Below are 21,228 nucleotides of genomic sequence, written 5' to 3' on the forward strand. Positions count from 1 at the left end.
TCACCTTTCCCCCTCTCTTTCCCCTCCGCATCTCTTCGCGCCCGGACGCTGCCCGAATTTAGGGTGAGCTGTCAGTTTTGCATCAGGGTTTCCCCTAGGGCTTGTTTAGACTTCAACCAACCTGGCTGTGATCGCTGCCGGTGTCGTGAACAGGCCTGTACGGGCCTGTCTCATTTTTTGGCCCGCCGGCCAACCCCGTTCCGGAGAATTTCGCGATGTTTCGCCGCCGCTTTCTTTCGTTCGCCCCTCAATTGGCCGCGCTTGCCGCCGCCCCCGCTTTCGTCCGCAATGCCTATGCCCAGGAGGGCTTGAGCGCCAAGGCCATCACCATCGGCAGCACGGGTGCGACCAGCGGCCCGCTGGCCGGCGTGGGCGCCGAACTCAAGCTGGGCGTGGACGCGGCCATCGGCCAGATCAACGCCAAGGGCGGCGTGAACGGCCGCGTGCTGCAATTCCAGATGATGGACGACGGCTATGTGCCGCAGCGCAGCGCCGACAACGTCAAGAAAATGATCGGCGACGGCAGCATTTTTGCGCTCATGTCCTGCGTGGGCACGCCCAACAACACTGCCATCGTGCCGCTGATCGAAGAGTCCAACCTGCCTTACGTCGGGCCGCGCTCGGGCGCCTCGTCGCTGCGCAAGCCCGGCATGCGCAATGTCTTCCATGTGCGGGCCAGCTTCACCGAAGAAACCCAGCGCCTGGTGCAGCGGATTGTGAGCATGGGCATCAAGGACCTTGCGGTCGTCTACCTCGACAACGACTACGGCAAGGAAGTGCTGGCCGACGTCAACCGCGCCTTGCAGGCGCAGGGTGCAAAAGCGGCCGCGCAGGCGGCACTGGCCGTTGACGGCAAGAACCTCAATGAGGTGGTGAGCCAGATCGTCGCGGGCAAACCCGGCGCCGTGCTGCTGGGCACCGCAGGCTCTGCTTCTGTCGGCCTGATCACCGCGCTCAAGAAGGCCTCGCCCATGCTGCCCGTCGCGGGGCTGAGCGTCACGCTGGCTGGCGACGGCATCAAGGCGCTGGGCGCGGCCGGCGCCGGCCTGGCGCTGACCATGGTGTTCCCCGACCCGTATCGCGCCAAGCTGCAGGTGGTGCGCGACTACCAGGCCGCGATGCGCGCCATCGGGCAACAGGAGTTTTCGCTCGGCAGCCTGGAGAGCTATATCAACACCTACGTGATGGCCGAGGGCCTGGAACGTGCCGGCCGCGACGTGACGCGCGCCAAATTGCGCACCGCGCTGGCCGGCCTGCAGAAGTTCGACCTCGGCGGCTTCAGCGTCGACTACGCCGCGCCGCCGTTCGCGGGGTCGAAGTTTGTGGATCTCGGCGTGCTGGGCGCCAGCGGCCGCTTTATCGGTTAACCGCCATGCTGGGTTAAAGCCCCCGGGCCCGTCTATGGGCTGGCCGGGGCGTTGACATTTCCGTTATTCACAAGCCTTTGCCAGCCCCGCCAGGCAAGCGCCCCGCGGCGTCATGAAATGGGCAGGCAGCGAGATTTTTCCGATTTAAACCAACCTGGCTGTTATCCCAGCCGGTGTTCTGAACAAGGCCTATCCGGCCCTGTTTCTTTTTGGCCCGCCGGGCCACCCTGTTCCGGAGAACTTCGCGATGTTTCGCCGCCGCTTTCTTTCGCTCGCCCCTCAATGGGCCGCGCTCGCCGCCGCCCCCGCTTTCATCCGCAGCGCCCACGCCCAGGACGGCCTGAGCGCCAAGGCCCTCAGCATCGGTTCGTCGGGTGCGCTCAGCGGCCCGCTGGCCGGCTTTGGCGTGGACCTCAAACTCGGCGTGGAAGCCGCCATGGGCCAGATCAACGCCAGGGGCGGCGTGAACGGCCGCGTGCTGCAGTTCCAGATGATGGACGACGGCTACGTGCCGCAGCGCACGGTGGACAACGTCAAGAAGATGATCAGCGAGGGCAGCGTGTTCGCGCTGATGTCCTGCGTCGGCACGCCCAACAATGCGGCCATCCTGCCCCTGATTGAAGAGTCCAGCCTGCCTTACGTCGCGCCGATGACGGGCGCGTCCTCGCTGCGCAAGCCCGGCATGCGCAACGTGTTCCACGTGCGCGCCAGCTACACCGACGAAGCCCGGCGCCTGGTGCAAAAGCTCGTGGGCATGGGCATCAAGGACCTGGCCATCGTCCAGCTGGACAACGGCTTCGGCAAGGAGGTGCTGGCCGACGCCGTGCAGGCGTTGCAGGCGCAGGGCGCCAAGGCGGTGGCGCAAGCCGCGCTGGCCACCGACGGCAGGAACCTCAGCGAGGTGGTGAGCCAGATCACCGCCGCCAGGCCGGGCGCCGTGCTGCTGGGCACGGCGGGCGCCGCGTCGGTGGGGCTGATCGCCGCGCTCAAGAAAGCCTCGCCCATGCTGCCGGTCGCGGGCCTGAGCGTCACGCTGACCGCCGACGGCCTCAAGGCGCTGGGCGCCGCCGGTTCGGGCCTGGCGCTGACCATGGTGTTCCCCGATCCTTACCGCGCCAAGAGCCCGGTCGTGCGCGACTACCAGGCCGCGATGCGCGCCATCGGCCAGACGGAGTTCTCGCTGGGCAGCCTGGAGAGCTACGTCAACACCCGCGTGCTGGCCGAGGGCCTGGAGCGCGCCGGCCGTGAGTTGACGCGCGCGAAATTGCGCACCGCGCTGGCCGGCCTGCAGAAGTTCGACCTGGGCGGCTTCAGCGTGGACTACGCCGCCGCCGCGCCTTTTGTGGGTTCCAAATTTGTGGACCTGGGCGTGCTGGGCTCCGCCGGCCGTTTCCTGGGCTGATCCCGGCCGCCACGCCGGCATGAAAAAGCCCCGGCTGGTCGTCGACCAGCCGGGGCTTTTTTGTTGTGGCGTGGTTCAGCGTTTGCGATTGAGCAATGCGTAGAGCAGGATCGCGCCAAAGGTCGCCGTGCCTATGCCGCCCAGCGCGAACTGGCCGAAGCGCAGCGTGAAGTCGCCCGTGCCCAGCACCAGCGTGATGGCCGCGACGATCAGGTTCTTGTTGTCCGAAAAATCCACCTTGTTATCGACCCAGATCTTGGCGCCGGCCACCGCGATCAGGCCGAACACCACGATGCTCACGCCGCCCATCACCGGCAGCGGAATCGCCTGGATCAGCGCGCCGAACTTGGGGCTGAAACCCAGCACCACCGCAATCAACGCCGCCACCACAAAGACGGCGGTCGAGTAGATCTTGGTCGCGGCCATCACGCCGATGTTCTCGGCATAGGTCGTCACGCCCGTGCCGCCCGCGCCGCCCGAGACCATGGTGGCCACGCCGTCACCGATAAAGGCCCGGCCCATGTAGGCGTCCAGGTTCTTTCCGGTCATGGCCGTCACGGCCTTGATGTGGCCCAGGTTTTCCGCCACCAGGATGATGGCCACCGGCGCGATCAGCAGCATCGCGTTCAGGCTGAACACCGGCGCCGTGAAGCCCGGCAGGCCGACCCAGGCCGCGTTGGCGATGCCCGAGAGGTCTATCGGCTTGCCCAGGCCCAGGCCGTTGGTGAGCACCGCGTAAATCACGCTGGCCAAGATCAGCCCGACCAGGATCAAGAGGCGCTGCACCATGCCGCGCGTCATCACCGCCACCAGCGCCACGCTGACGAAGGTCACCACCTGCATCCAGGCGTCGAAGTTGTTCGCGGCCATGTTCTTGACGGGAATGCCCGCCAGGTTCAGGCCGATCACGGCCACCACCGCGCCGGTGACCACGGGCGGCATGAAGCGCTCAATCCAGCCCGTGCCTATGGACTGCACGACCACGCCTATCAGCGTGTAGAGCGCGCCGCAGGCGATGATGCCGCCCAGCGCCACGCCCAGGTTCGCATTGGGGCCCTTGCCCGCATAAGCCGTGGCGGCGATCACCACGCCGATGAAGGCGAAACTGGAGCCGAGGTAGCTGGGCACCTTGCCGCCTGTGACGAGGAAAAAGATCAGCGTGCCTATACCGCTCATCAGGATGGCGATGTTGGGGTCAAAGCCCATGAGAATAGGCGCCAGCACCGTGGCGCCGAACATCGCGATGACGTGCTGCACGCCCATCACCGCGGTCTGCGGCCAGGGCAGGCGTTCATCGGGGCCGATCACGCCGCCTTGTTGCAGCACCGCGCTGCTTTTTTCCGTCCAGTCGAACATTGCCATGGCATCTCCTCCGATTGTTAAGTGAGGCAATGCTAGGGGCAATGGCGGTGGCGCACAAGGCCGCCACTTTAAAGCGGCGCAGCGACGTCAGGCAAAGGTCTGCTGGAACAGCCGGGTTGCGTAGAGGCCGGCCGGCGTCCAGTGCGTGCTGGGCGACATCGCTTCGACCAGCAGTTGCGCGGCGGCCGGCGCATCCGGCGTGGCGGCCAGTTGCTGCTTCAGCTGCTGCAGGTCGCTGTCGAGCAGGTCTTCGCCGTCCGGCATGCCGGCGCCGCCGGCTTGCCGAAGCGCCGCCAGCCGGGCCGCCGCGCGAAAGCTGGCGCGGCGCGGGCCGGTGGGCGCCGATTCCGCATAGGCCTGCCCGTCCGCGCTGGCGTCGCCGCGCAGCCAGTCATGGATCACCTGCAGCTCATAGGGGCTGAACACACCGAACATCTCGGCACGCTCACCTTGCAGCAGGCCCCAGAAGCGGCTCTCGTTCGCGGGCGCGCCGAGCTTGATCCAGCCCGCATCCTGCAGCGCCACCAGGAAACCGGGAATGTGCGCCGGCTGCGACAGCCAGTCGTTCACGCTGCGGCCCGCGACTCGGCAGTAGTCCGAATGCGCGCCATGGCCGGCCGCGCTTTTCTGCGAGAGGATGCGCAGCACCTCGGCATCAATGTCGAAGCCGGCGATGACCTCGCGCGTGCCCATGCCGGCCCCGCTGAGCTTGCAGCCCTTGCGCACACGGCGCCAGAAATCTTCGCTGCCACCGAGTTTCGGCAGGGCCTCATGCACGGCCTGCACCGCGCGCCGCGCATGGCCGGTGTCGTCGTTGTCGACCGTGACGTGCAGCGTGAAGTAATACGGGTCTATACCGAGCTCGTTGAGTTCGTAAGCCGTGATCAGGAGGTGCAGCGGCAACTGTTCATAACCGAGGTTGAAGCCGATCACCTCGGGCAAAAATTCTTCCGCGCTCCAGCCCAGCGCCAGTTGCAGCGCACCTTGCCGGTAGGCGTCGTCGTCCAGCCCGGTGACGGGATCCAGCCCGTGCTGCGCCAGCAGCTTGCGGTACAGCAGCACGTGGTTCTTGCCGGCCAAGCCGTCGCCCAGCTCTTCCAGGTAGGTGCGCACCAGGTCGCCAAAGCGCGGGTTGCGCCAGTGGCGCAGCAGGCCGTAAAGCCAGGCGCCGTCGACCAGCTTGGTCGGCGCCACGCCGCGCAGAAAGTGCAGCGCATGCGCGCGGTTGCTGAAGTAGCGGCGCGGCGCGCCGGCTTTTCTTTCTTCCAGGTAGGCCAGGTATTGCGCATGGGCCAACTGGGCGGCGTTGTGCATCCAGGCCGGCAAATCCTGCGGCGACGCGGGCAGGTCGCAGTCCTGGTCTTGCACCGCCGCCAGTTCCGTTTGCAGAAAGGCGCGGGCCGCATGTCGCAGCGCGTCGCCGGGTTCACCTTGCAACAGGCTTTCATACAAATGCCGCAAGCGTCCGTCATGGTGGGCGCGAGAAAGCTCGCCGGATGCGTGGCGTTGCGCATTTCGCGGGGGCGACCATTCGTGGGCGGCAACAAACATAAGGAAGCTTGGGGAGGAGTTGAACGAAAGGCCAGTATTCGTTCGCCGCCCGCGCCTATGTATAGGTTCTTCGCGCCGCCGACCGTGGGCGCTTTCCTACGGTGGGTATGTCAAAAAATTTCGGCGGCTCCTAGAGCCAGCCCCATTCGGCAAGCCGGCGCAGGTCGCTGCGCTCCACGCGTTCGCCGATGTCGGTGCGGTAACGCAGGTTGGGCAGCACCACCTGGCGCGCCAGTGCATAGGCCGCGTCGCGCGCCGCGCCCACCGTGTCGCCGGTGCCGGTGGCCACGCCGACATAGCCCGTGCTGCCGCTGGTCACCAGGTGCCCGCCGCGGCGCTCCACCTCCGCGTAATACAGCGCCGCGTGGTCCGCCGCCGTCATGCCGGGGCGGAAGCTCAGCGGTGCGCCTTTGGACAATTCGTCATAACCGTGGGTGTAGGGAAAGGGCGGCACCGTCAGCACCACACCGGCCGCGTAGCCCGCGCGCGTGGCGACCTGCAGGCCGTCCTTCCTGAGCATGCGGCGGAAAATGCGGTCCCAGGCTTCTTCATGCAGCGCCTCGCAGATCGCGAAGCCCGGGTAGCCGAAGCGGCTGGTGAATTCCAGCGGCCACAGGCCTTCTTCGTTGACGATCATGTTGAGGTTGATGTAGCCGCAGTAGCCGCCTTCGCGCAGCAGCGGCGCCATCTTCGCGAGCGAGGCGGCAAAGAGTTTGTCCGAACCCCGGTAGCTCACGATGGTGCCCATCTCGCCGGTCAACTCGCCGAGTTCGCCCGTGAAGAAGCGCTTGTGCTCGAAGTCCAGGCAGGCCGGCGATAAAAACTCGCTGCCGTTGAAGTAGGCGCCGACGCCGGCCTCCACGCCCTGCACAAACTCCATGAGCACGAAGTCGGGTTGCTCGCGCGTGCCCGGGTAGGCTGCGTAGGTGGCCAGCAGCGCCAGCATGTCCGAAGCGTCGTCGAGTTCGCCGATGTAGTTGCGCGTGCGCGGGTTGTCGGCGCCGTTGAACTTGAGCACATAGCGCCCGCCCTTGCGGCGCAGGAAGTCCAGCGCCGGCGCATAGGCCGTGAAACCGTGGGTCACCGCCAGGCGCAGGCCGAAACCCTGCAGCACCTGCTGGCCGAAGGCGCGGTCGGCCTCCAGACGGTCGCCGAAGGCGCTGCCGCCTATGACCTGGAAGCCCTCGCGCCGCAGCGCGTCCTGCGTTTGGCCCTGCGTGGCCGATTCAAACAGCGCGATGCCGTCTTCGCCGGCCTCGCGCAGCCAGCCGAGTTCGGCCTGCCAGTCGGCGGTGAAATCCAGCATGCCGCCGTAAACGTCGCGGTAAGCCGGGTTCGCGACGCACACGCGCACCTCATGGCCGCGCCGCGCCAGCCCGTAATACATCGCGCCCAGGTCGTTGTAGTCGCCTATGCCGAGAAACCTCATGGCCGGGCCTCGCCGTGCTGCCACACGGTAAGGGCGACCGCGGCGATGCGGTCGGCCGCGGCATAGGCCGGCGTCTCGAGCTCCTCGCCGAAGACGTCCGGGTCGAGTTCGCGGTAGTCGAAGCGGCAGCCCGCGCGCTTGAGAGCCGGTTCCACCGCGACCAGGAAGGGGTCGTGGCCTTCCAGGATGGGCACGCCGGTGTACAGCAGCAAGCGCCCGCCCGGGCGCAGCCGCGCGATGCCTTCGGCGACGATGCGTTCGCCCAGGCCGGTGCCCAGGCTGCCGCCGCCGTTGCGGTAGGTGCGCCCGGCCGGGTCCACCAGGTAGGGCGGGTTGGCGACGATGAGGTCGAACTGGCCATCGGCCGCGCCGTAGAGGTCGCCTTGCCGGCACTGCGCGTTTGCCATGCCGTTGAGCTCGGCATTGGCACGCGCATAGGCCAGCGCCTGCGGGTTGATGTCGGCCAGCACCAGCTCCGCCGGCAGGCCGTTCTGCTTCGCAGCCACCAGCCCGCCGGGCCCCGCGCCGCAGCCCACGTCGAGGATGCGCGCGCCCTCTTTCAGCGGCTGCTCACGCAGCGTGCTTTCGATCAGCGCGGCAAAGCGGCAGGTGTCCGGCCCGAAGAACACCGCGTCGGCGCCCTGCGTCGGGTAGGCACTGTGCGCGAACAGCATGCGGCCCAGGCTGGAAAAGCGCACCGTGCTGCGAAACAGCCCGGCCTGCGGCTCCAGCAGGTTGCCCGACTGCATCGCTTCAAAGGCATCGGCGGGCAGCAGCGTGGAATCGAAAGGCCGGCTCCAGCCGAACACGCCGCGCAGGGTGCGGGCCTTGCCGGTACCCGGCCTGGCGTTGACGCGCGCCTGCGTGGCGGGTGTGACGGTGGTGAATTCGTAATGCGCATAGCGCAGCCAGGCGCCGAGATGGACGAGGGCTGTGTGCATCGGTGAGGTCGTGGGCATCAGCAGGGCAGGAAAGAAAAATGGAGAAAAGCGGCGGGCTGCCGGAATGTCCCGCTACTGTCTTTTCTCCGTCGTTCCACCGCTGTGGGACGCCGCTGCCGCACGCCGTAGGACGGCTGCGCGGCGCAGAGTCACTCCAAATTCCCGGCCACCTTGTCTTGTTCCCTCTCCCTCCGGGAGAGGGCTAGGGTGAGGGCCAGCGACCTCCAACCACGCAGGGCGTTGCGCAAGCGCCGCCAGCCCTCATCCCCCTTCGACAGGCTCAGGACAGGCCAAGCTTCTCCCGGAGGGAGAAGGAGCAACCCCGGTCAGGCCAGGAAGGCGGCCACTTCGCGCAGCACCCCGTCGTCTTTGAGGATCTTGCGGTGGCCCAGCCCTTCGGTGGCGACGAGGCGCGCGCCCGCAATCGCCTCGCTGTAGGCCACGCCGTCGGCAAAGCGGTTGATGCTGTCCTGCCGGTCATGCACCACCAGCGTGGGCAGCGTGATGCGCGGGCCGACCGCGGCGGGCTCGAACTGCGGCATCAACACGCCTTCGCGCGCCTCTATGCGCCGCTGCATGGCCGCCCGTGTGGTTTCGCGCAGGCCGAACACGTGCGCGAACAGCCGCGTGTATTCCAGCGGCGAGGCCGGCGGCGCCAGCAGCACCAGGCGGCCGGCCGCCAGCCCGCGGCTGGCCGCATAGGCGCCGGCGTTGGCCGCCAGCGAATGCGCCACCAGCGCGCGCAGCGTGTGCCCTTGCTGCTGCAGGCGCGCCGCCACGTACTCGAGCACGCGCGCGAACTGCGGCAGGTTGCTGACCGAGCCGCCGCTGCGGCCGTGCGCCGGCATCTCGACCATGACAGGCCGCAGGCCTTGCGCGCTCAATTGATCGGCCAGCGCCAGCATCTGCCCGGCATGGCCGCCCCAGCCGTGCACCAGCAGCACGACGGGACCCTGCGGCGCGGCGGGGCGCGAATACAGCGTCAGGCTGGCGTCCTCAAACGGCCACTGCTCGATGTGCCATTCGGGGCTCCAGCTTCGGCGGCGGCTGATCCATTTGGGCGGCAGCGGCGTGCCGAACAGCCGGTAGGCCGCGCGCACGGCCAGCGCCGGCCACAGCTGCTGCGAAGCGCCCAGGCCCCAGCGGAAGATGCGCGTCAGCGGGCTGGCGTTGTAGAAGGCCGAGGTGGCTTGCAGGGAAGTGCGTGTCATGGCGTATCGCCTCCGCGCTTCAGTACCAGACCCAGTCTTCGTTGCTGCGCGGCAGGCCGCGCAGCGAAGCCAGGGCCGCCATCACGGCGCGGGCGCCGAAAAATACACCCAGGGCAATGATCAGGATCAACATGATTTCCTCATTTCTCCGCACAGTCGTGCGAAATTAGAACTTGCCGACATATCCGGAAATGGCGTGGCTGCCCTTTCCGCGCTTGTTTGTCTCTTATTTTTGGGTCGCTGCCTCTGCCTGGTAGCTTTTGAGCAGGCGCTTCCAGGATGCCTGGGCCCGTTCGGCCGCGCGCGTGTCGCGCAGGAAACGGGCATCGTGCAACAAGCCCATGGACAGGGCGTAAATCTCCGCCACCAGCTGCTCGGCGTCGGTGTCGGCCTGCAGGTGGCCGGCCTCCACCGCCTGCAGCACGGTGCGCCTCAGCGCGGCGCGCCAGCGGGTCACCTGGCCCAGCAGGGTCTCGCGCAGCTCGCCTTCGCGGTCGTCCAGCTCGAAGGCGCCCGCGGTGTAGATGCAGCCCGATTCGATTTCCACATCGCGCATGCGCACGATCCAGCGCTGCACGATGCTGTCCAGCCGCGGCAGGCCCTTGGGCTGCTGCATGGCGGGCACAAACACGTCGGCCAGGAAACGCCGGCCGTATTCCTCGATCACGGCCTTTTGCAAAGCCTCTCGCGAGCCTATGCGCGAGAACACGCCGCTCTTGGAAATGCCGATGCGGTCGGCCACCGCCTGCAAGGTGATGGCCTCCAGGCCTTCCGCCGAAGCAAGGTCTATCCCCGCACCAATGATCGCGGTCCGGGTCATCTCGCTTTTCTGGGTCTTGGCGTCCATGGCGCGGATATTAGCACGATTGTGCGAAAGTGCAAATCCCTGCCTGTGGCCCGGTTTTTGGCTGCCTCAGCAGGCCGCGACGCAATCCATCTCAATGTCAAAGCGGCCCGGCCAGGCGGGCACGCAGACAAAAATCCGGGCCGGCGGGTCTTGCGGAAAGTAGCGGGCATAGATTGCATTGACTGCCGCGAACTTCTCGACCGAAGTGCAGTAGACATTGCATTTCAGCACCTGGCCCAGCGACGACCCCGCCGTTTCAAGGCAGAGCTTCATCTGCTCCAGCACCAGCTCGGCCTGGCGCTCTATGGACGCGTCAATCACTTCGCCCGTGGCCGGGTCAAACGGCGGCAGGCCGGAGACATAGACCGTGTCGCCATGGCGCGTAACGACCGAGGTGGGCGCCTTCCATCGCTCCAGGTAAGTGGACAGGGGTTCGACGCGAATGATTTCTTTGGTCATGGCGGTGTACGGGGTGAGGTGTGGAGTTCTCCCTTTGTACCCGGCAACAGCATGGCCATGCTTCGCGCCGGAACGAAGCATCCGCGTCCGCCGTTAACGCCGGCGCTTGCCAACAGGAGCGGGGCTTTTAGGCATCAAGCCCACGGCCGCGCGCGCCAGGGCGTCGGCCTCGCGGTTGCGGTGGCGCGGTATCCACACCAGCCGCGCCGACGCGAAAGAGCGTAGTTCGGCGCGCACCTCGTCAAACAGTGGGGCCAGGCGCAGAAAAGGCTCCAGGGCGGTTCCGGCCAGTTGTTCAACAACCACGCTGTTGTCGCAGTGGATCACCAAAGCGGTTGCCCCGCCCTGCTTTGCAAGTTGCAGGGCCGCCATCAGCGCGCGCAACTCCGCTTCGTTGTTGCAGCCTCTGCCCTCAACCGGGAGGGACAGCGTGTGCTGCGTGCCGTCAGGCGCGGTGAGCACGGCGCCCATACCCATGCGGCCCGGGTTGGGCACGGCGCTGCCGTCGCAGTAAATCGTCCATAGCCCGTCCTCAGGCCGCATCGCGAGCTTCCTGCGCCAGCGAGACCACAAAGTCCAGAAAGGCCCGCGTCTTGGCGGGCGGGTGGTGGCGCGACGGATGCAGCGCGTAGAGCGGGAAGTGCTCGTCCGGCCAGTCGGGAAACAGCTCCACCAGCTTGCCGCTGGCCAGCAAAGCCTCCGAGCCCAGCGTCATGATCTGCGCGATGCCGTAGCCCGCGAGGCAGGCGCTCAGCAGCGTCCCCGCGTCGTTGACGGTCAGGCGCGCGCCCGGCCAGATCTCGATCTTCTTGCGCTTGCGGTGGAACTCCCAGCTAAAGGGCTTGCCCGTTTCGGGATTGCGGAAGTCGATACAGACATGCGAGGAGCCGCGGTCCAGTTCCTGCGGCGTCAGCGGGCGGCCGTGCTTCTTGAGGTAGGCGGGGCTCGCGACGGTGGCCATGCGCGAATCGAGCAGGCGGCGGTAGACCAGGCTGGACGACGCCGCGTTGCCGAAGCGCACCGCCAGGTCAAAGCCGTCGGCGACCATGTCGCCGAGCTGGTCTCGGGTCACCAGGTCCAGCTGCAGCTCCGGGTAACGCGCCATGAAAGACCCGAGCCGGGGGCCCAGCACCAGCCGCGAGAAGAAAGGGTCCACGTTGACGCGCAGGCGCCCGCGCACCGCCGTCGCGCCGCCGGCCGCCGTGGCCGCGGCTTCTTCCAGGCCCGCCATCAGCGGTATGACCTGCTCGTAAAAACGGCGCCCCTCGTCGGTCAGCGAGATGGCGCGCGTGGTCCGGTCGAACAGGCGTATGCCCAGCCGCGCTTCCAGGCGTGCCACGGCGCGGCTCACGCCGGGCTGCGACATCTCCAGCTGCTCGCCCGCGGCGGCAAAGGTGCCGGCGTCGACGATGGCCGCAAACACGCCCATGCCGTTGAGCATGCGCTCGTCAAATCCGTTCATACATGCCAATCAGTCATGAATCAAATGCCATTCATGTTATCGCCAAATAGGTGCGGTTTGCCCAGAATTCGTCCATCGCGGTGTTTGCCGCAGCAACCAGGGAACGAATATGTATGTGATCACGGGAATTACCGGCAAGGTGGGCGGCGTTGTCGCGCGGACTTTACTGGCGGCAGGCAAACCGGTGCGGGCCGTTGTGCGCGACCCGGCCAAGGGCCAGGCATGGGCGGGCCAGGGTTGCGAGGTAGTGCTCGCCGACATGAATGACGAGGCCTCACTCACGCGAGCGTTCACGGGCGCCGAAGCGGTGTTTGTGCTGTTGCCGCCGCACTTTGACCCCTCGCCCGGCTTTACGGAAACGCGCCGCATCGTCGCCGCGCTGCAAGGCGCCCTGGCGGCCGCGCGGCCGGCGCGCGTGGTCTGCATCTCGACGGTGGGCGCCCAGGCGACACAGTCCAACTTGCTGAGTCAGCTGGGTTTGCTGGAGCAAGGCCTGGGCAATTTACCCATGCCGGTGACCTTCTTGAGGCCTGCCTGGTTCATGGAAAACGCCGCCTGGGATGTGGCGCCCGCGCGCGACAGTGGCGTCATCCCCAGCTTCCTGCAGCCGCTGGACCGCGCGATTCCCATGGTCGCCACCGCCGACGTGGGCCGCACGGCGGCTGAACTCCTTCAGCAATGGTGGACAGGCCACCGTGTCGTCGAGCTTGAAGGACCGAGTCGCTATTCACCGAACGACATCGCCGCCGGCCTTGCCCCCTTGTTGCGCACCGGGGTGCGGGCTGAAGCGGTGCCGCGCGAGACCTGGCAGGCCAGCTTTAGCGCGCAGGGCATGAAGAACCCGGAGCCGCGCATGCGCATGCTCGATGGCTTTAACGAAGGCTGGCTGTCCTTTGAGCACACGCCGCGCAAAGGCATCGTGGAACTCGACGCGGTGCTGCGGGCCCTGGTGTAAGAGACCGGCCTCAACGGGGGAATCCCCGACGCGTGGAGAGGCCGGCGCGGGGTAAGCTTATTGCATGACCCCTGTTCCGCAGATACGCCATTACCAAAATTGGCTGCAGGCCACACGCGGCCTGTCCTTCGACAACTACGAAGCCTTGTGGCGCTGGTCGGTCAGCGACCTTGACGCTTTCTGGCAAAGCATCTGGGACTACTTTGAGGTCCAGTCGCCCACGCCGCATACGGCAGTGCTGGGCCGGCGCAGCATGCCGGGGGCTGAATGGTTTCCCGGCGCGCAGGGCAATTACGCGCAGCAGGTGTTCCGCCATGCGGCCGCAGCCGAAGCGGCCGGTGTGCCGGCCATCGTCAGCCACGGCGAAGCCAGCCTGGCCGCGGGTGACGCGCCGCGGGAACTGGGCTGGGCCGAGATGCGCCGCCAGGCAGCTTCGCTGGCGCTGCACCTGAAAGCGCAAGGCGTGCAGCCCGGCGATCGCGTGGCCGCCTACCTGCCCAATACGCCCGAGACCATGGTCGCCTTCCTCGCGACGGCCAGCCTGGGCGCGGTCTGGAGTGTGTGTGCGCCCGACATGGGCACGCCCGCCGTGCTCGACCGCTTCCGCCAGATCGCACCCACGGTGCTGATCGCCTGCAACGGTGTGCATTACGGCGGGCGCGACATGGCGCGCGGCGAGGCGGTGGCCGAGCTGGTGGCGGCGCTGCCCAGCGTCACGCACGTGCTCATTCATGAGATTCTTCCGGCATCGGGTTTGCCGGCCGGCCATGCGCGCTTTGCGGATGCCGTCGCGCGTGACGATGCGCAGACCGCCGCCTTCGAGCCGCTCTGGCTGCCTTTCGAGCATCCGCTTTGGATTGTTTATTCGAGCGGCACCACCGGCCTGCCCAAGCCCATCGTTCATAGCCACGGCGGCGTGGCGCTGGTGGGGCTGGCGCTGCTGCGCCTGCACAACGACCTGGCGCCCAGCCATGCCGACCCCGCGAACCCCGAACGCTTCCACTGGTACAGCTCCACCGGCTGGATCATGTGGAACGTGCAGGCCGCCAGCCTGCTCAACGGCACGACCTGCTGCATCTACGACGGCAACCCGGCCGGCACGAACAAGGACAAACCCGACTGGAGCACGCTGTGGCGCTTTGTCGCGAGCACACGCGCGACCTTCTTCGGCGCGGGTGCGGCCTTTTTTGCCAACTGCATGAAGGCGGGCGTTGACGTCGCGCAGTGCGGTGACTTGGGCCGGCTGCGCACGCTGGGCACGACGGGATCGCCGCTCAGCGAGGACACACAGCGCTGGGGAACGGCGCAGTTCACGAAGATCGGCAACCCTGATATCTGGTGGTGCAATATTTCAGGGGGAACGGACTTCGCGGGGGCCTTCATAGGCGGCAACCGCGAACTGCCCGTGGTCCCCGGCGAAATGCAGTGCCGCATCCTGGGCTGTGCCGTCGAGGCCTGGAACGACAAGGGCGAGTCCGTCGTCGGCGAGGTCGGTGAACTGGTCTGCACGCAGCCGCTGCCCTCCATGCCGCTTTACTTCGTCGGCGACAAGGACAACCAGCGCTACCTGGCGAGCTACTTCGACACCTACCCCGGTATCTGGCGGCACGGCGACTGGCTCAAGGTCACGCCCTCGGGCAGCTGCATCATTTACGGCCGCAGTGACGCCACCATCAACCGCCACGGCCTGCGCATGGGCACCAGCGAGCTGTACAGCGCCATCGAGGCGCTGCCCGAAGTGCTGGACTCGCTGGTGGTGGACCTTGAATACCTGGGCCGCGAAAGTTACATGCCGCTTTTTGTCGTGCTACGCCCCGGCCACACGCTGGACGAGGCCATGAAGGCGCGGTTGAACCACGCGGTCAAGACCGCGCTGTCGCCGCGCTTTGTGCCCAACGACATCTTCGCCGTGCCCGAGATTCCACGCACGCTGTCGGGCAAGAAGCAGGAGCTGCCGATCAAAAAACTGCTGCTGGGCCAGCCGCTCGAGAAGGTGGTGAACCGCGACGCGATGGCCAACCCGGCCTGCCTGGACTGGTACCTGGCCTTCGCGAATCAGCGCGCCGGCGCCAACGCGCCCAAATAGGTCCGCACCTTCTCGTCCTGCGCCAGCGTGTCGAAATCGGGCGCCTCGCTGACCGCGCCTTTCTGCACAAAGATGAAACGCTCGCAGCACTGCCGCAGGATGTCGACGTGGTAGGGCTCGTTCGGGTGCAGGCACAAAAACACCAGCCGGCCGTTGGCCTTGAGCTTCGCGAAGAAGTCCAGCATGAAGCCGATGTAGCCGTCCTGCGTGTTGAACTGCGGCTCGTCGAACAGATGCACCAGCGGCGAATCGCTTTGCGCATGCGCCAGCATGAAGTCGGGCTTGGTCTTTTGAAAGGACCGCACCTGGTAGGACTGGTGGTAGTGGATGGCCAGCCGGTCGCGCTCGCGTGTGCGCACCTGGTGGATGTCCTGGCCGTTGACCAGCACGCGGCCCGCGCTGGGCAGGTTGCTGCCGGTGATCAGCTCGAACAGCGTGGTCTTGCCCGAGCCGTTGGGGCCCATGACGCCGACCACGCAAGGCTTGCTCACCTCGAAGTCGGCGTTCAGTGAAAAGGTGGTCGTCTTGCGGATCAGGCCGCGCTGGTATTGCTTGGCGACGTTCTCGACGCGTAAAAGTGGATGGCTCATGCTGGCTCAAACTCCCAAAAGTTGCCGGCACAGCACGGCGTCGTTACGCAATTGAGCCGCGGGGCCCTCGTGGACGATCACGCCCTGGTTCATCACATAGGCGCGGTCGGCCACCTGCAGCGCGCTTTGCACGTTCTGCTCGACCACCAGCACCGCGATGCCTTCGGCCTTGAGCCGGCTGATGGTTTTCATCACGTCCTGCACCACCTTGGGCGCCAGGCCCTGGCTGGGTTCGTCGAAGAGCACCAGGCCGGGCGAGCCCAGCAGCGCGCGCGAGATCGCGACCATCTGCATCTCGCCGCCCGAGAGGTTTTCACACTCGCGGTGCATCAGGTACTCGAGCGCGCTGAAGATTTCAAAACACTCTTTTTCGTGCCAGGACCGGAAGCGCGTGGCCTTGCGCGCGATGGCCAGGTTGCGCGCCACCGTCAGCGTCGGGAAGATGCGGCGGTCGTCGGGCACCCAGCCCATGCCGGCCTTGGCGATCTCGTGCGTGGGCATGCGTGTGATGTCGCGCGCGTCGAACGCTATGCTTCCCTTGCGCGGCGGCGTCAGGCCCAGGATGGAACGCAGCAGCGTGGTCTTGCCCGCGCCGTTGGGGCCCAGCAGCGCCACCACTTCGCCGGCGCCGACTTTGAGCGACACGTCGAACAGCACCTGCGTCTCGCCGTAGAAGGTGTCTATGCGCTCCACGGCCAGCATGTCGGCCGGTTCGGAGACGGTCTGTATGACGGATTTGAGGACCGCGCTCATGCCAGCGCTCCCAGGTTGGAGCGGCGCACCCATTCGTTTTGCCGCAGCTGGTCGGGCGTGCCCTGGCTGATGACCTGGCCCCAGTGAATGACCGAGATCTGGTCGGCGAGTTTGAAGAGGAAGTTCATGTCGTGTTCGATGATCACAATGGTGAGCTGGCGCTTGAGTTCTTTCACCAGCTCCATCAGGCGCGCCGTGCCTTCGGCGCCCAGGCCGGCGGTGGGTTCGTCCAGGAAGAGCATGCGCGGCTCGGCCGCCAGCGCCACGCCAATTTCCAGCGCGCGGCGCTCGCCGTAAGACAGGCTGCTGGCCAGCGTGCGCTCCTTGCCCTTGAGGCCCACGCGTTCGAGGATGGCGGCGGCCAGCTGCTGCGCCGTACTGTCGGCGCCCAGGTCGCGCCAGGGGTTGAAGCCCTGCTTGCGCACGTGCGGCGTGGCCACCAGCACGTTGTCCAGCGCGGTGTAGCTGTCGAACAGGTTCATGATCTGGAAGGAACGCGACACGCCCTTGCGCGCGATCTCGCGCGGCGACAAACCCGTGATGTCTTCGCCGGCAAAGGTCACGCGGCCGCGGTCGGGCTTGTAGCGGCCCGTCAGCACGTTGAAGCAGGTGGTCTTGCCCGCGCCGTTGGGGCCCATGATGCCGTTGAGCTGGCCCTCTTCGAAACTGAGCGTGATGTCCTGCAGCACCACCTGGGCGCCGAAGCGTTTGGACAGGCCGCTGGCCTCAAAGAGCTTCACAGTGCACCTCCCGCCGCGGGGGCTGCCTTGCTGTTGTTGACCAGCGCGTTGCGCCGCGGCCTGGCCTTCCAGGCCTGCCATGCGCCGGCGATGCCTTCGGGCTTGAACAGCACCATGGCCATGAAGATCAGCCCGTACCAGAGCAGCCAGGTTTCGGTGTAGGCGCCCAGCAGGTCGCGCGCCAGGATAAAGAAGGTCGCGCCTATGACGGGGCCCCAGAAGCTCACGAGGCCGCCGCCTATCAGCACCATCATCACGACGAAGCCCGAGTTATGCAGGCTCATGACGTTGGGGTAGGCCGACTGCTGCGCCATGGCGAACAGCGCGCCGGCCAGGCCGGCGACCGCGGTGGAGATCGTGAAGGCCAGCCATTTGTAGAGCCACACGTTGTAGCCGACGAAGGCCGCGCGCATTTCGTTCTGCTTGATGGCGCTGAAGATGCGGCCCAGCGGCGAATGGATGAGCCGCCACAGGCCCAGCAGCACCAGCGCGAACAGCGCCAGGCAAAAGAAGAAAAGCGCGTTGTTGCCCGACAGGTTGAAGGACACGAAGCCGAAATCGGCCGGCAGGCGCTTGATGTTGAGCAGCCCGTCCTCACCGCCGGTGACGGTGTGCCATTTGTTGGCGACGAACCAGAACACCTGGCCGAAGGCGATGGTGAGCAGCGCGTAATAAATGCCGCGCCGGTGCGAGATGAACAGCGCGACGATGCCGCCCAGCACGGCCGTGACCAGCACCGCGCCGGCCAGGTCGAACCACAGGTTGGGCCAGACCTTGAGCTGCAGCAAACCGAAGGCATAGGCGCCCACGCCGAAAAACGCGCCGTGCCCGAAGGAGGGCAGGCCGGTGAAGCCGAGCAGCAGGTTGTAGCCCATGGCGAACAGCACCCAGATCATGATTTCCAGGGCCAGGTATTGGTAGAGCCCGACGCGGCCCACCCACAGCGGCGTGGACAGCAGCACCAGCAGGGTGGCGAGCATTGGTAAGGGGATCAGCGGCGCGCGGCCGGAAGCGAGTTGCATGGGAAATGTGTCTCTTGGTAGTTGGTATGTGGAATGGGACTGGACAAACCTGGAAAGAAAACTTGAAATAAGTGCTGGACAAAACAGAATGTACGTTCTATTATTAAAACATGCAAGAACATTTATTCTATTTTGATGCTGTGCAAGCCCAAGCGGCCCAGCCGCATTCCCGAGGCAACCGATGACCATGGACTCTGCAACAACCTACGAAGAATTGAAAGCGCTGATTGGCCGGACTTACCCGGACATGTCCAAGCAGCTGCAGCGCATCGCGCGTTTCGCGCTCGAGCAGCCCAACGACCTGGCGCTGGGCACGGTGGCGACGGTGGCCGAGGCCACCGAGGTGCAGCCGTCGGCCATGATCCGCTTCGCCAACGCGCTGGGCTACGGCGGCTTTTCCGAAATGCAGCAGGTGTTTCGCGGCCATTTGCTGGAGCGCTCCGACAGCTACCGCGAACGCATCGAGCAGATGCGCCGCAAGCAGGTCAACGGCGAGCGCGCGCCCGCCGGCATCCTGCACCAGCTGGTCGGTGAATCGGTGGCCGAACTCGGCCACCTGGAAGAAACCATTGCCCAGGCCGACCTGAAGGCCGCCGTCAAGCTCATGGCTTCTGCCTCGCGCATCCACGTGCTGGCCCAGCGCCGCGCTTTCCCGGTGGCCGGCTACCTGGCCTATGCCTTGAGCCAGCTTGAGCTGCGCACCCACCTGCTCGACGGCATGGGCGGCATGCTGCGCGAAAGCCTGCGCTCCATTGAGCCCGGCGACGTGCTGATCGCCGCGAGTTTTCGCAACTACTCGCCCGACGTCATCGAGGCCGCCGCCATCGCCGCCAAGATGGGCGCCTCGGTGATCGCCATCACCGACGGCCCGCTGTCGCCGCTCAAGGCCTCGGCCAAGGTCTGCCTGGAACTGGCCGACGATTCGTCCAAGCCTTTCCGCTCGCTGGTCGCGCCGCTGTGCCTGGCGCAGGCGCTGGTGGTCAGCACCGGCCACCAGCTGGCCGAGCAAAGCCCGGCCAAGGCCAGGGGCAAGCCGGCGGCCAAGGCTTCGAAGACTGCCGTGAAGGCCGTGCGCAAGGGGGCCGCATGAACCGCCCGCTGGACCTGATCTGCGTGGGCCGCGCCGCGGTCGACCTGTACGGCGAACAAATCGGCGGCCGCCTTGAAGACATGCAGAGCTTCACCAAATACCTGGGCGGCTCGCCTGCCAACACCGCCGTGGGCGTGGCGCGCCTGGGCCTCAAACCCGCCATGCTGACCCGCGTGGGCGACGAGCACAACGGCCGCTTTGTGCGCGAAACCCTGGCGGCCGAAGGTGTGGACGTGAGCCATGTGGCCACCGACCCCAAGCGCCTCACGGCGCTGGTCTTCCTCGGCATCCAGGACCGCGACACCTTCCCGCTGATCTTCTACCGCGACAACTGCGCCGACATGGCCATCAGCCCGGACGACTTTGACGCGGCCTTCATCGCCTCGTCCAAGGCGCTGCTGATTTCCGGCACGCACCTGTCGCAGCCGCTCACCTATGAAAGCTGCACCCGCGCCATGGCGCTGGCCAAAGCCGCCGGCACGCGCGTGGTGCTGGACATCGATTACCGCCCCGTGCTGTGGGGCTTGACCAGCCCCGGCATGGGCGAGCAGCGCTTCGTGCCTTCGGGCGAGGTCAGCGCGCACCTGCAAACCATCATCGGCCAGTGCGACCTGGTGGTCGGCACCGAGGAAGAAATCCATATCGCCGGCGGCAGCACCGACACGTTGGCCGCCTTGCGCCGCCTGCGCGAACTCACGGCCGGCACGCTGGTCGTCAAGCGCGGGCCCATGGGCTGCGTGGTGTTCGACGGCGAGATTCCCGATTCGCTGGAAAAGGGTTTGCAAGGCCCGGGCTTTCCGGTCGACGTCTACAACGTGCTGGGCGCAGGCGATGCCTTCATGTCGGGTTTCCTGCGCGGCTGGATCCGCGACGAGCCGCTCACGCGCTGCTGCGCTTATGCCAATGCTTGCGGCGCGCTGGTGGTCTCGCGCCACGGCTGCGCGCCGGCCATGGCCAGCTGGGAAGAGCTGCAGTTCTTCCTGGTGCACGGCTCGGCCACACGCCGCCTGCGCGAAGACGCACAGCTTGAACACCTGCACCGCGCCAGCACGCGCACGCGCCGCTGGGAGGAACTGGTCATCCTGGCCTTCGACCACCGCATGCAGCTGGAAGAGCTGGCCGCGCGCCACGGCGCGGGCAACGATCGCATACCGCCGTTCAAAGCGCTGATCGCCGAAGGCGCGCGCCGCGGCGCGGCCCAGCGCGCCGGTGTGGGCGTGATCGTCGACGGCCGCTTCGGCGAAGACGTGTTTCCTTCGGTCACCGGCAAGGGCTGGTGGGTGGCGCGGCCGGTCGAGCTGCCGGGCTCGCGCCCGCTGCAGTTCGAAGCCGGCGCCGGCCTGGGCGCGGCGATGCGCACCTGGCCCGGCGAGCACGTCGCCAAATGCCTGGTGTATTACCACCCGCACGACAAGCCGGCCCTGCGCGAAGCCCAGTTGGCCAAGCTGGCCGACCTGCAGCGCGCCGCGGTGGACAGCTTCCACGAATTCCTCGTCGAGGTGATTCCGCCCAAGGACATGCCCTGCGACGACGACACCGTGCCGCTGGCGCTGGAGCAGATTTACGAGGCCGGCATCTTCCCCGACTGGTGGAAGCTGCCGCCCGCCGCCAGCGCGGCCGGCTGGGAAAAGACCGCCACGGTCATCCACCAGCACGATGCCCATTGCCGCGGCGTGCTGGTGCTGGGCCTGGAAGCCAGCGAGGAAAAACTCGACCAGAGCTTTCGCATCGCGGCGCCGCACGCCATCTGCCGCGGCTTCGCGGTGGGGCGTTCGATTTTTGCCGACGCCGCGAACGGCTGGTTTTCCGGCGCCATGGACGATGCGGCGGTCGTGAAGGACATTGCCGAGCGCTATGCGCGGCTGATCGTGCTGTGGGACCAGGCGCGCGCGGGCAAACCGGTGGGCGCCCCCGCGGGCGCGGCCGAGGCCGTGAACTGAGCGCCGGCATCCCTGGATCAA

At 66.8% G+C, this 21,228-nt stretch carries 19 protein-coding genes; 6 read left to right on the forward strand and 13 right to left on the reverse strand.

The window, feature by feature from the left end; translation table 11 throughout:
* The first annotated feature begins 215 nt into the window (after window positions 1-215).
* Both ACLV8F_RS03995 and ACLV8F_RS04000 read left to right on the forward strand, forming a co-directional pair.
* Window positions 216-1,367: an ABC transporter substrate-binding protein gene (locus ACLV8F_RS03995; protein ID WP_411882951.1), complete on the forward strand. Its 1,152-nt coding sequence runs from the start codon at window positions 216-218 to the stop codon at window positions 1,365-1,367.
* 247 nt (window positions 1,368-1,614) lie between these two features.
* Window positions 1,615-2,769, forward strand: a complete 1,155-nt coding sequence (locus ACLV8F_RS04000; protein ID WP_411882952.1) for an ABC transporter substrate-binding protein — start codon at window positions 1,615-1,617, stop codon at window positions 2,767-2,769.
* Window positions 2,770-2,844: 75 nt separating this feature from the next.
* On the opposite strand, the gene ACLV8F_RS04005 is transcribed toward ACLV8F_RS04000, so the two are convergent.
* From ACLV8F_RS04005 to ACLV8F_RS04045, 9 genes are all read right to left on the reverse strand, one after another.
* On the reverse strand, window positions 2,845-4,131 hold the full coding sequence (locus tag ACLV8F_RS04005; RefSeq protein ID WP_411882953.1) for a solute carrier family 23 protein: 1,287 nt from the start codon (window positions 4,129-4,131) through the stop codon (window positions 2,845-2,847).
* An 87-nt stretch (window positions 4,132-4,218) separates the two neighbouring features.
* Window positions 4,219-5,682 carry an iron-containing redox enzyme family protein gene (locus tag ACLV8F_RS04010; protein WP_411882954.1) on the reverse strand — a complete coding sequence of 488 codons (1,464 nt, stop codon included), beginning with the start codon at window positions 5,680-5,682 and terminating at the stop codon, window positions 4,219-4,221.
* A 130-nt stretch (window positions 5,683-5,812) separates the two neighbouring features.
* Window positions 5,813-7,111 (reverse strand): phosphoribosylglycinamide synthetase C domain-containing protein, encoded by a 1,299-nt coding sequence (locus tag ACLV8F_RS04015; protein ID WP_411882955.1) that lies wholly within the window; start codon window positions 7,109-7,111, stop codon window positions 5,813-5,815.
* Window positions 7,108-8,052, reverse strand: coding sequence for a methyltransferase (locus ACLV8F_RS04020; RefSeq protein ID WP_411882956.1), 945 nt, complete (start codon window positions 8,050-8,052; stop codon window positions 7,108-7,110). Before ACLV8F_RS04020 ends, ACLV8F_RS04015 begins: the two co-directional genes overlap by 4 nt.
* A 326-nt stretch (window positions 8,053-8,378) precedes the next feature.
* Window positions 8,379-9,263, reverse strand: coding sequence for an alpha/beta hydrolase (locus ACLV8F_RS04025; RefSeq protein ID WP_411882957.1), 885 nt, complete (start codon window positions 9,261-9,263; stop codon window positions 8,379-8,381).
* Window positions 9,264-9,489: 226 nt separating this feature from the next.
* Window positions 9,490-10,110: a TetR/AcrR family transcriptional regulator gene (locus tag ACLV8F_RS04030; RefSeq protein WP_411882958.1), complete on the reverse strand. Its 621-nt coding sequence runs from the start codon at window positions 10,108-10,110 to the stop codon at window positions 9,490-9,492.
* A gap of 66 nt (window positions 10,111-10,176) precedes the next feature.
* Entirely contained in the window at window positions 10,177-10,569 is a 393-nt protein-coding gene (locus tag ACLV8F_RS04035) for a RidA family protein (RefSeq protein WP_411882959.1), read from the reverse strand.
* Between the two features lie 93 nt (window positions 10,570-10,662).
* Window positions 10,663-11,112, reverse strand: coding sequence for a ribonuclease HI family protein (locus ACLV8F_RS04040; protein WP_411882960.1), 450 nt, complete (start codon window positions 11,110-11,112; stop codon window positions 10,663-10,665).
* On the reverse strand, window positions 11,102-12,031 hold the full coding sequence (locus ACLV8F_RS04045) for a LysR family transcriptional regulator (protein ID WP_411882961.1): 930 nt from the start codon (window positions 12,029-12,031) through the stop codon (window positions 11,102-11,104). The genes ACLV8F_RS04040 and ACLV8F_RS04045 overlap by 11 nt, the downstream gene beginning before the upstream one ends.
* A 109-nt stretch (window positions 12,032-12,140) precedes the next feature.
* Here ACLV8F_RS04045 and ACLV8F_RS04050 point away from each other — a divergent pair, with 109 nt between their 5' ends.
* Both ACLV8F_RS04050 and ACLV8F_RS04055 read left to right on the forward strand, forming a co-directional pair.
* Window positions 12,141-12,986 carry an NAD(P)H-binding protein gene (locus ACLV8F_RS04050; RefSeq protein ID WP_411882962.1) on the forward strand — a complete coding sequence of 282 codons (846 nt, stop codon included), beginning with the start codon at window positions 12,141-12,143 and terminating at the stop codon, window positions 12,984-12,986.
* 64 nt (window positions 12,987-13,050) lie between these two features.
* Window positions 13,051-15,072: an acetoacetate--CoA ligase gene (locus ACLV8F_RS04055; protein WP_411882963.1), complete on the forward strand. Its 2,022-nt coding sequence runs from the start codon at window positions 13,051-13,053 to the stop codon at window positions 15,070-15,072.
* Here ACLV8F_RS04055 and ACLV8F_RS04060 read toward each other — a convergent pair.
* Genes ACLV8F_RS04060 through ACLV8F_RS04075 form a run of 4 tightly spaced genes read right to left on the reverse strand, consistent with a single transcriptional unit; the run spans window position 15,042 to window position 18,177 of the window.
* On the reverse strand, window positions 15,042-15,662 hold the full coding sequence (locus ACLV8F_RS04060; RefSeq protein WP_411882964.1) for an ATP-binding cassette domain-containing protein: 621 nt from the start codon (window positions 15,660-15,662) through the stop codon (window positions 15,042-15,044). The genes ACLV8F_RS04055 and ACLV8F_RS04060 overlap by 31 nt on opposite strands.
* Before the next feature lie 6 nt (window positions 15,663-15,668).
* Complete coding sequence (locus ACLV8F_RS04065) at window positions 15,669-16,415, reverse strand: ABC transporter ATP-binding protein (protein ID WP_411882965.1); 747 nt, start codon at window positions 16,413-16,415, stop codon at window positions 15,669-15,671.
* Complete coding sequence (locus ACLV8F_RS04070; protein ID WP_411882966.1) at window positions 16,412-17,155, reverse strand: ABC transporter ATP-binding protein; 744 nt, start codon at window positions 17,153-17,155, stop codon at window positions 16,412-16,414. The genes ACLV8F_RS04065 and ACLV8F_RS04070 overlap by 4 nt, the downstream gene beginning before the upstream one ends.
* Window positions 17,152-18,177: a branched-chain amino acid ABC transporter permease gene (locus tag ACLV8F_RS04075; protein ID WP_411882967.1), complete on the reverse strand. Its 1,026-nt coding sequence runs from the start codon at window positions 18,175-18,177 to the stop codon at window positions 17,152-17,154. Before ACLV8F_RS04075 ends, ACLV8F_RS04070 begins: the two co-directional genes overlap by 4 nt.
* A gap of 187 nt (window positions 18,178-18,364) precedes the next feature.
* On the opposite strand from ACLV8F_RS04075, the gene ACLV8F_RS04080 reads away from it, so the two are divergent.
* Both ACLV8F_RS04080 and ACLV8F_RS04085 read left to right on the forward strand, forming a co-directional pair.
* Window positions 18,365-19,267: a MurR/RpiR family transcriptional regulator gene (locus ACLV8F_RS04080; protein WP_411882968.1), complete on the forward strand. Its 903-nt coding sequence runs from the start codon at window positions 18,365-18,367 to the stop codon at window positions 19,265-19,267.
* Window positions 19,264-21,207 (forward strand): bifunctional 5-dehydro-2-deoxygluconokinase/5-dehydro-2-deoxyphosphogluconate aldolase, encoded by a 1,944-nt coding sequence (locus ACLV8F_RS04085; protein WP_411882969.1) that lies wholly within the window; start codon window positions 19,264-19,266, stop codon window positions 21,205-21,207. Before ACLV8F_RS04080 ends, ACLV8F_RS04085 begins: the two co-directional genes overlap by 4 nt.
* Window positions 21,208-21,228: the final 21 nt, after the last annotated feature.

This window comes from Polaromonas sp. YR568, assembly GCF_943369675.1.
Taxonomy (GTDB): Bacteria; Pseudomonadota; Gammaproteobacteria; order Burkholderiales; family Burkholderiaceae_C; genus Polaromonas.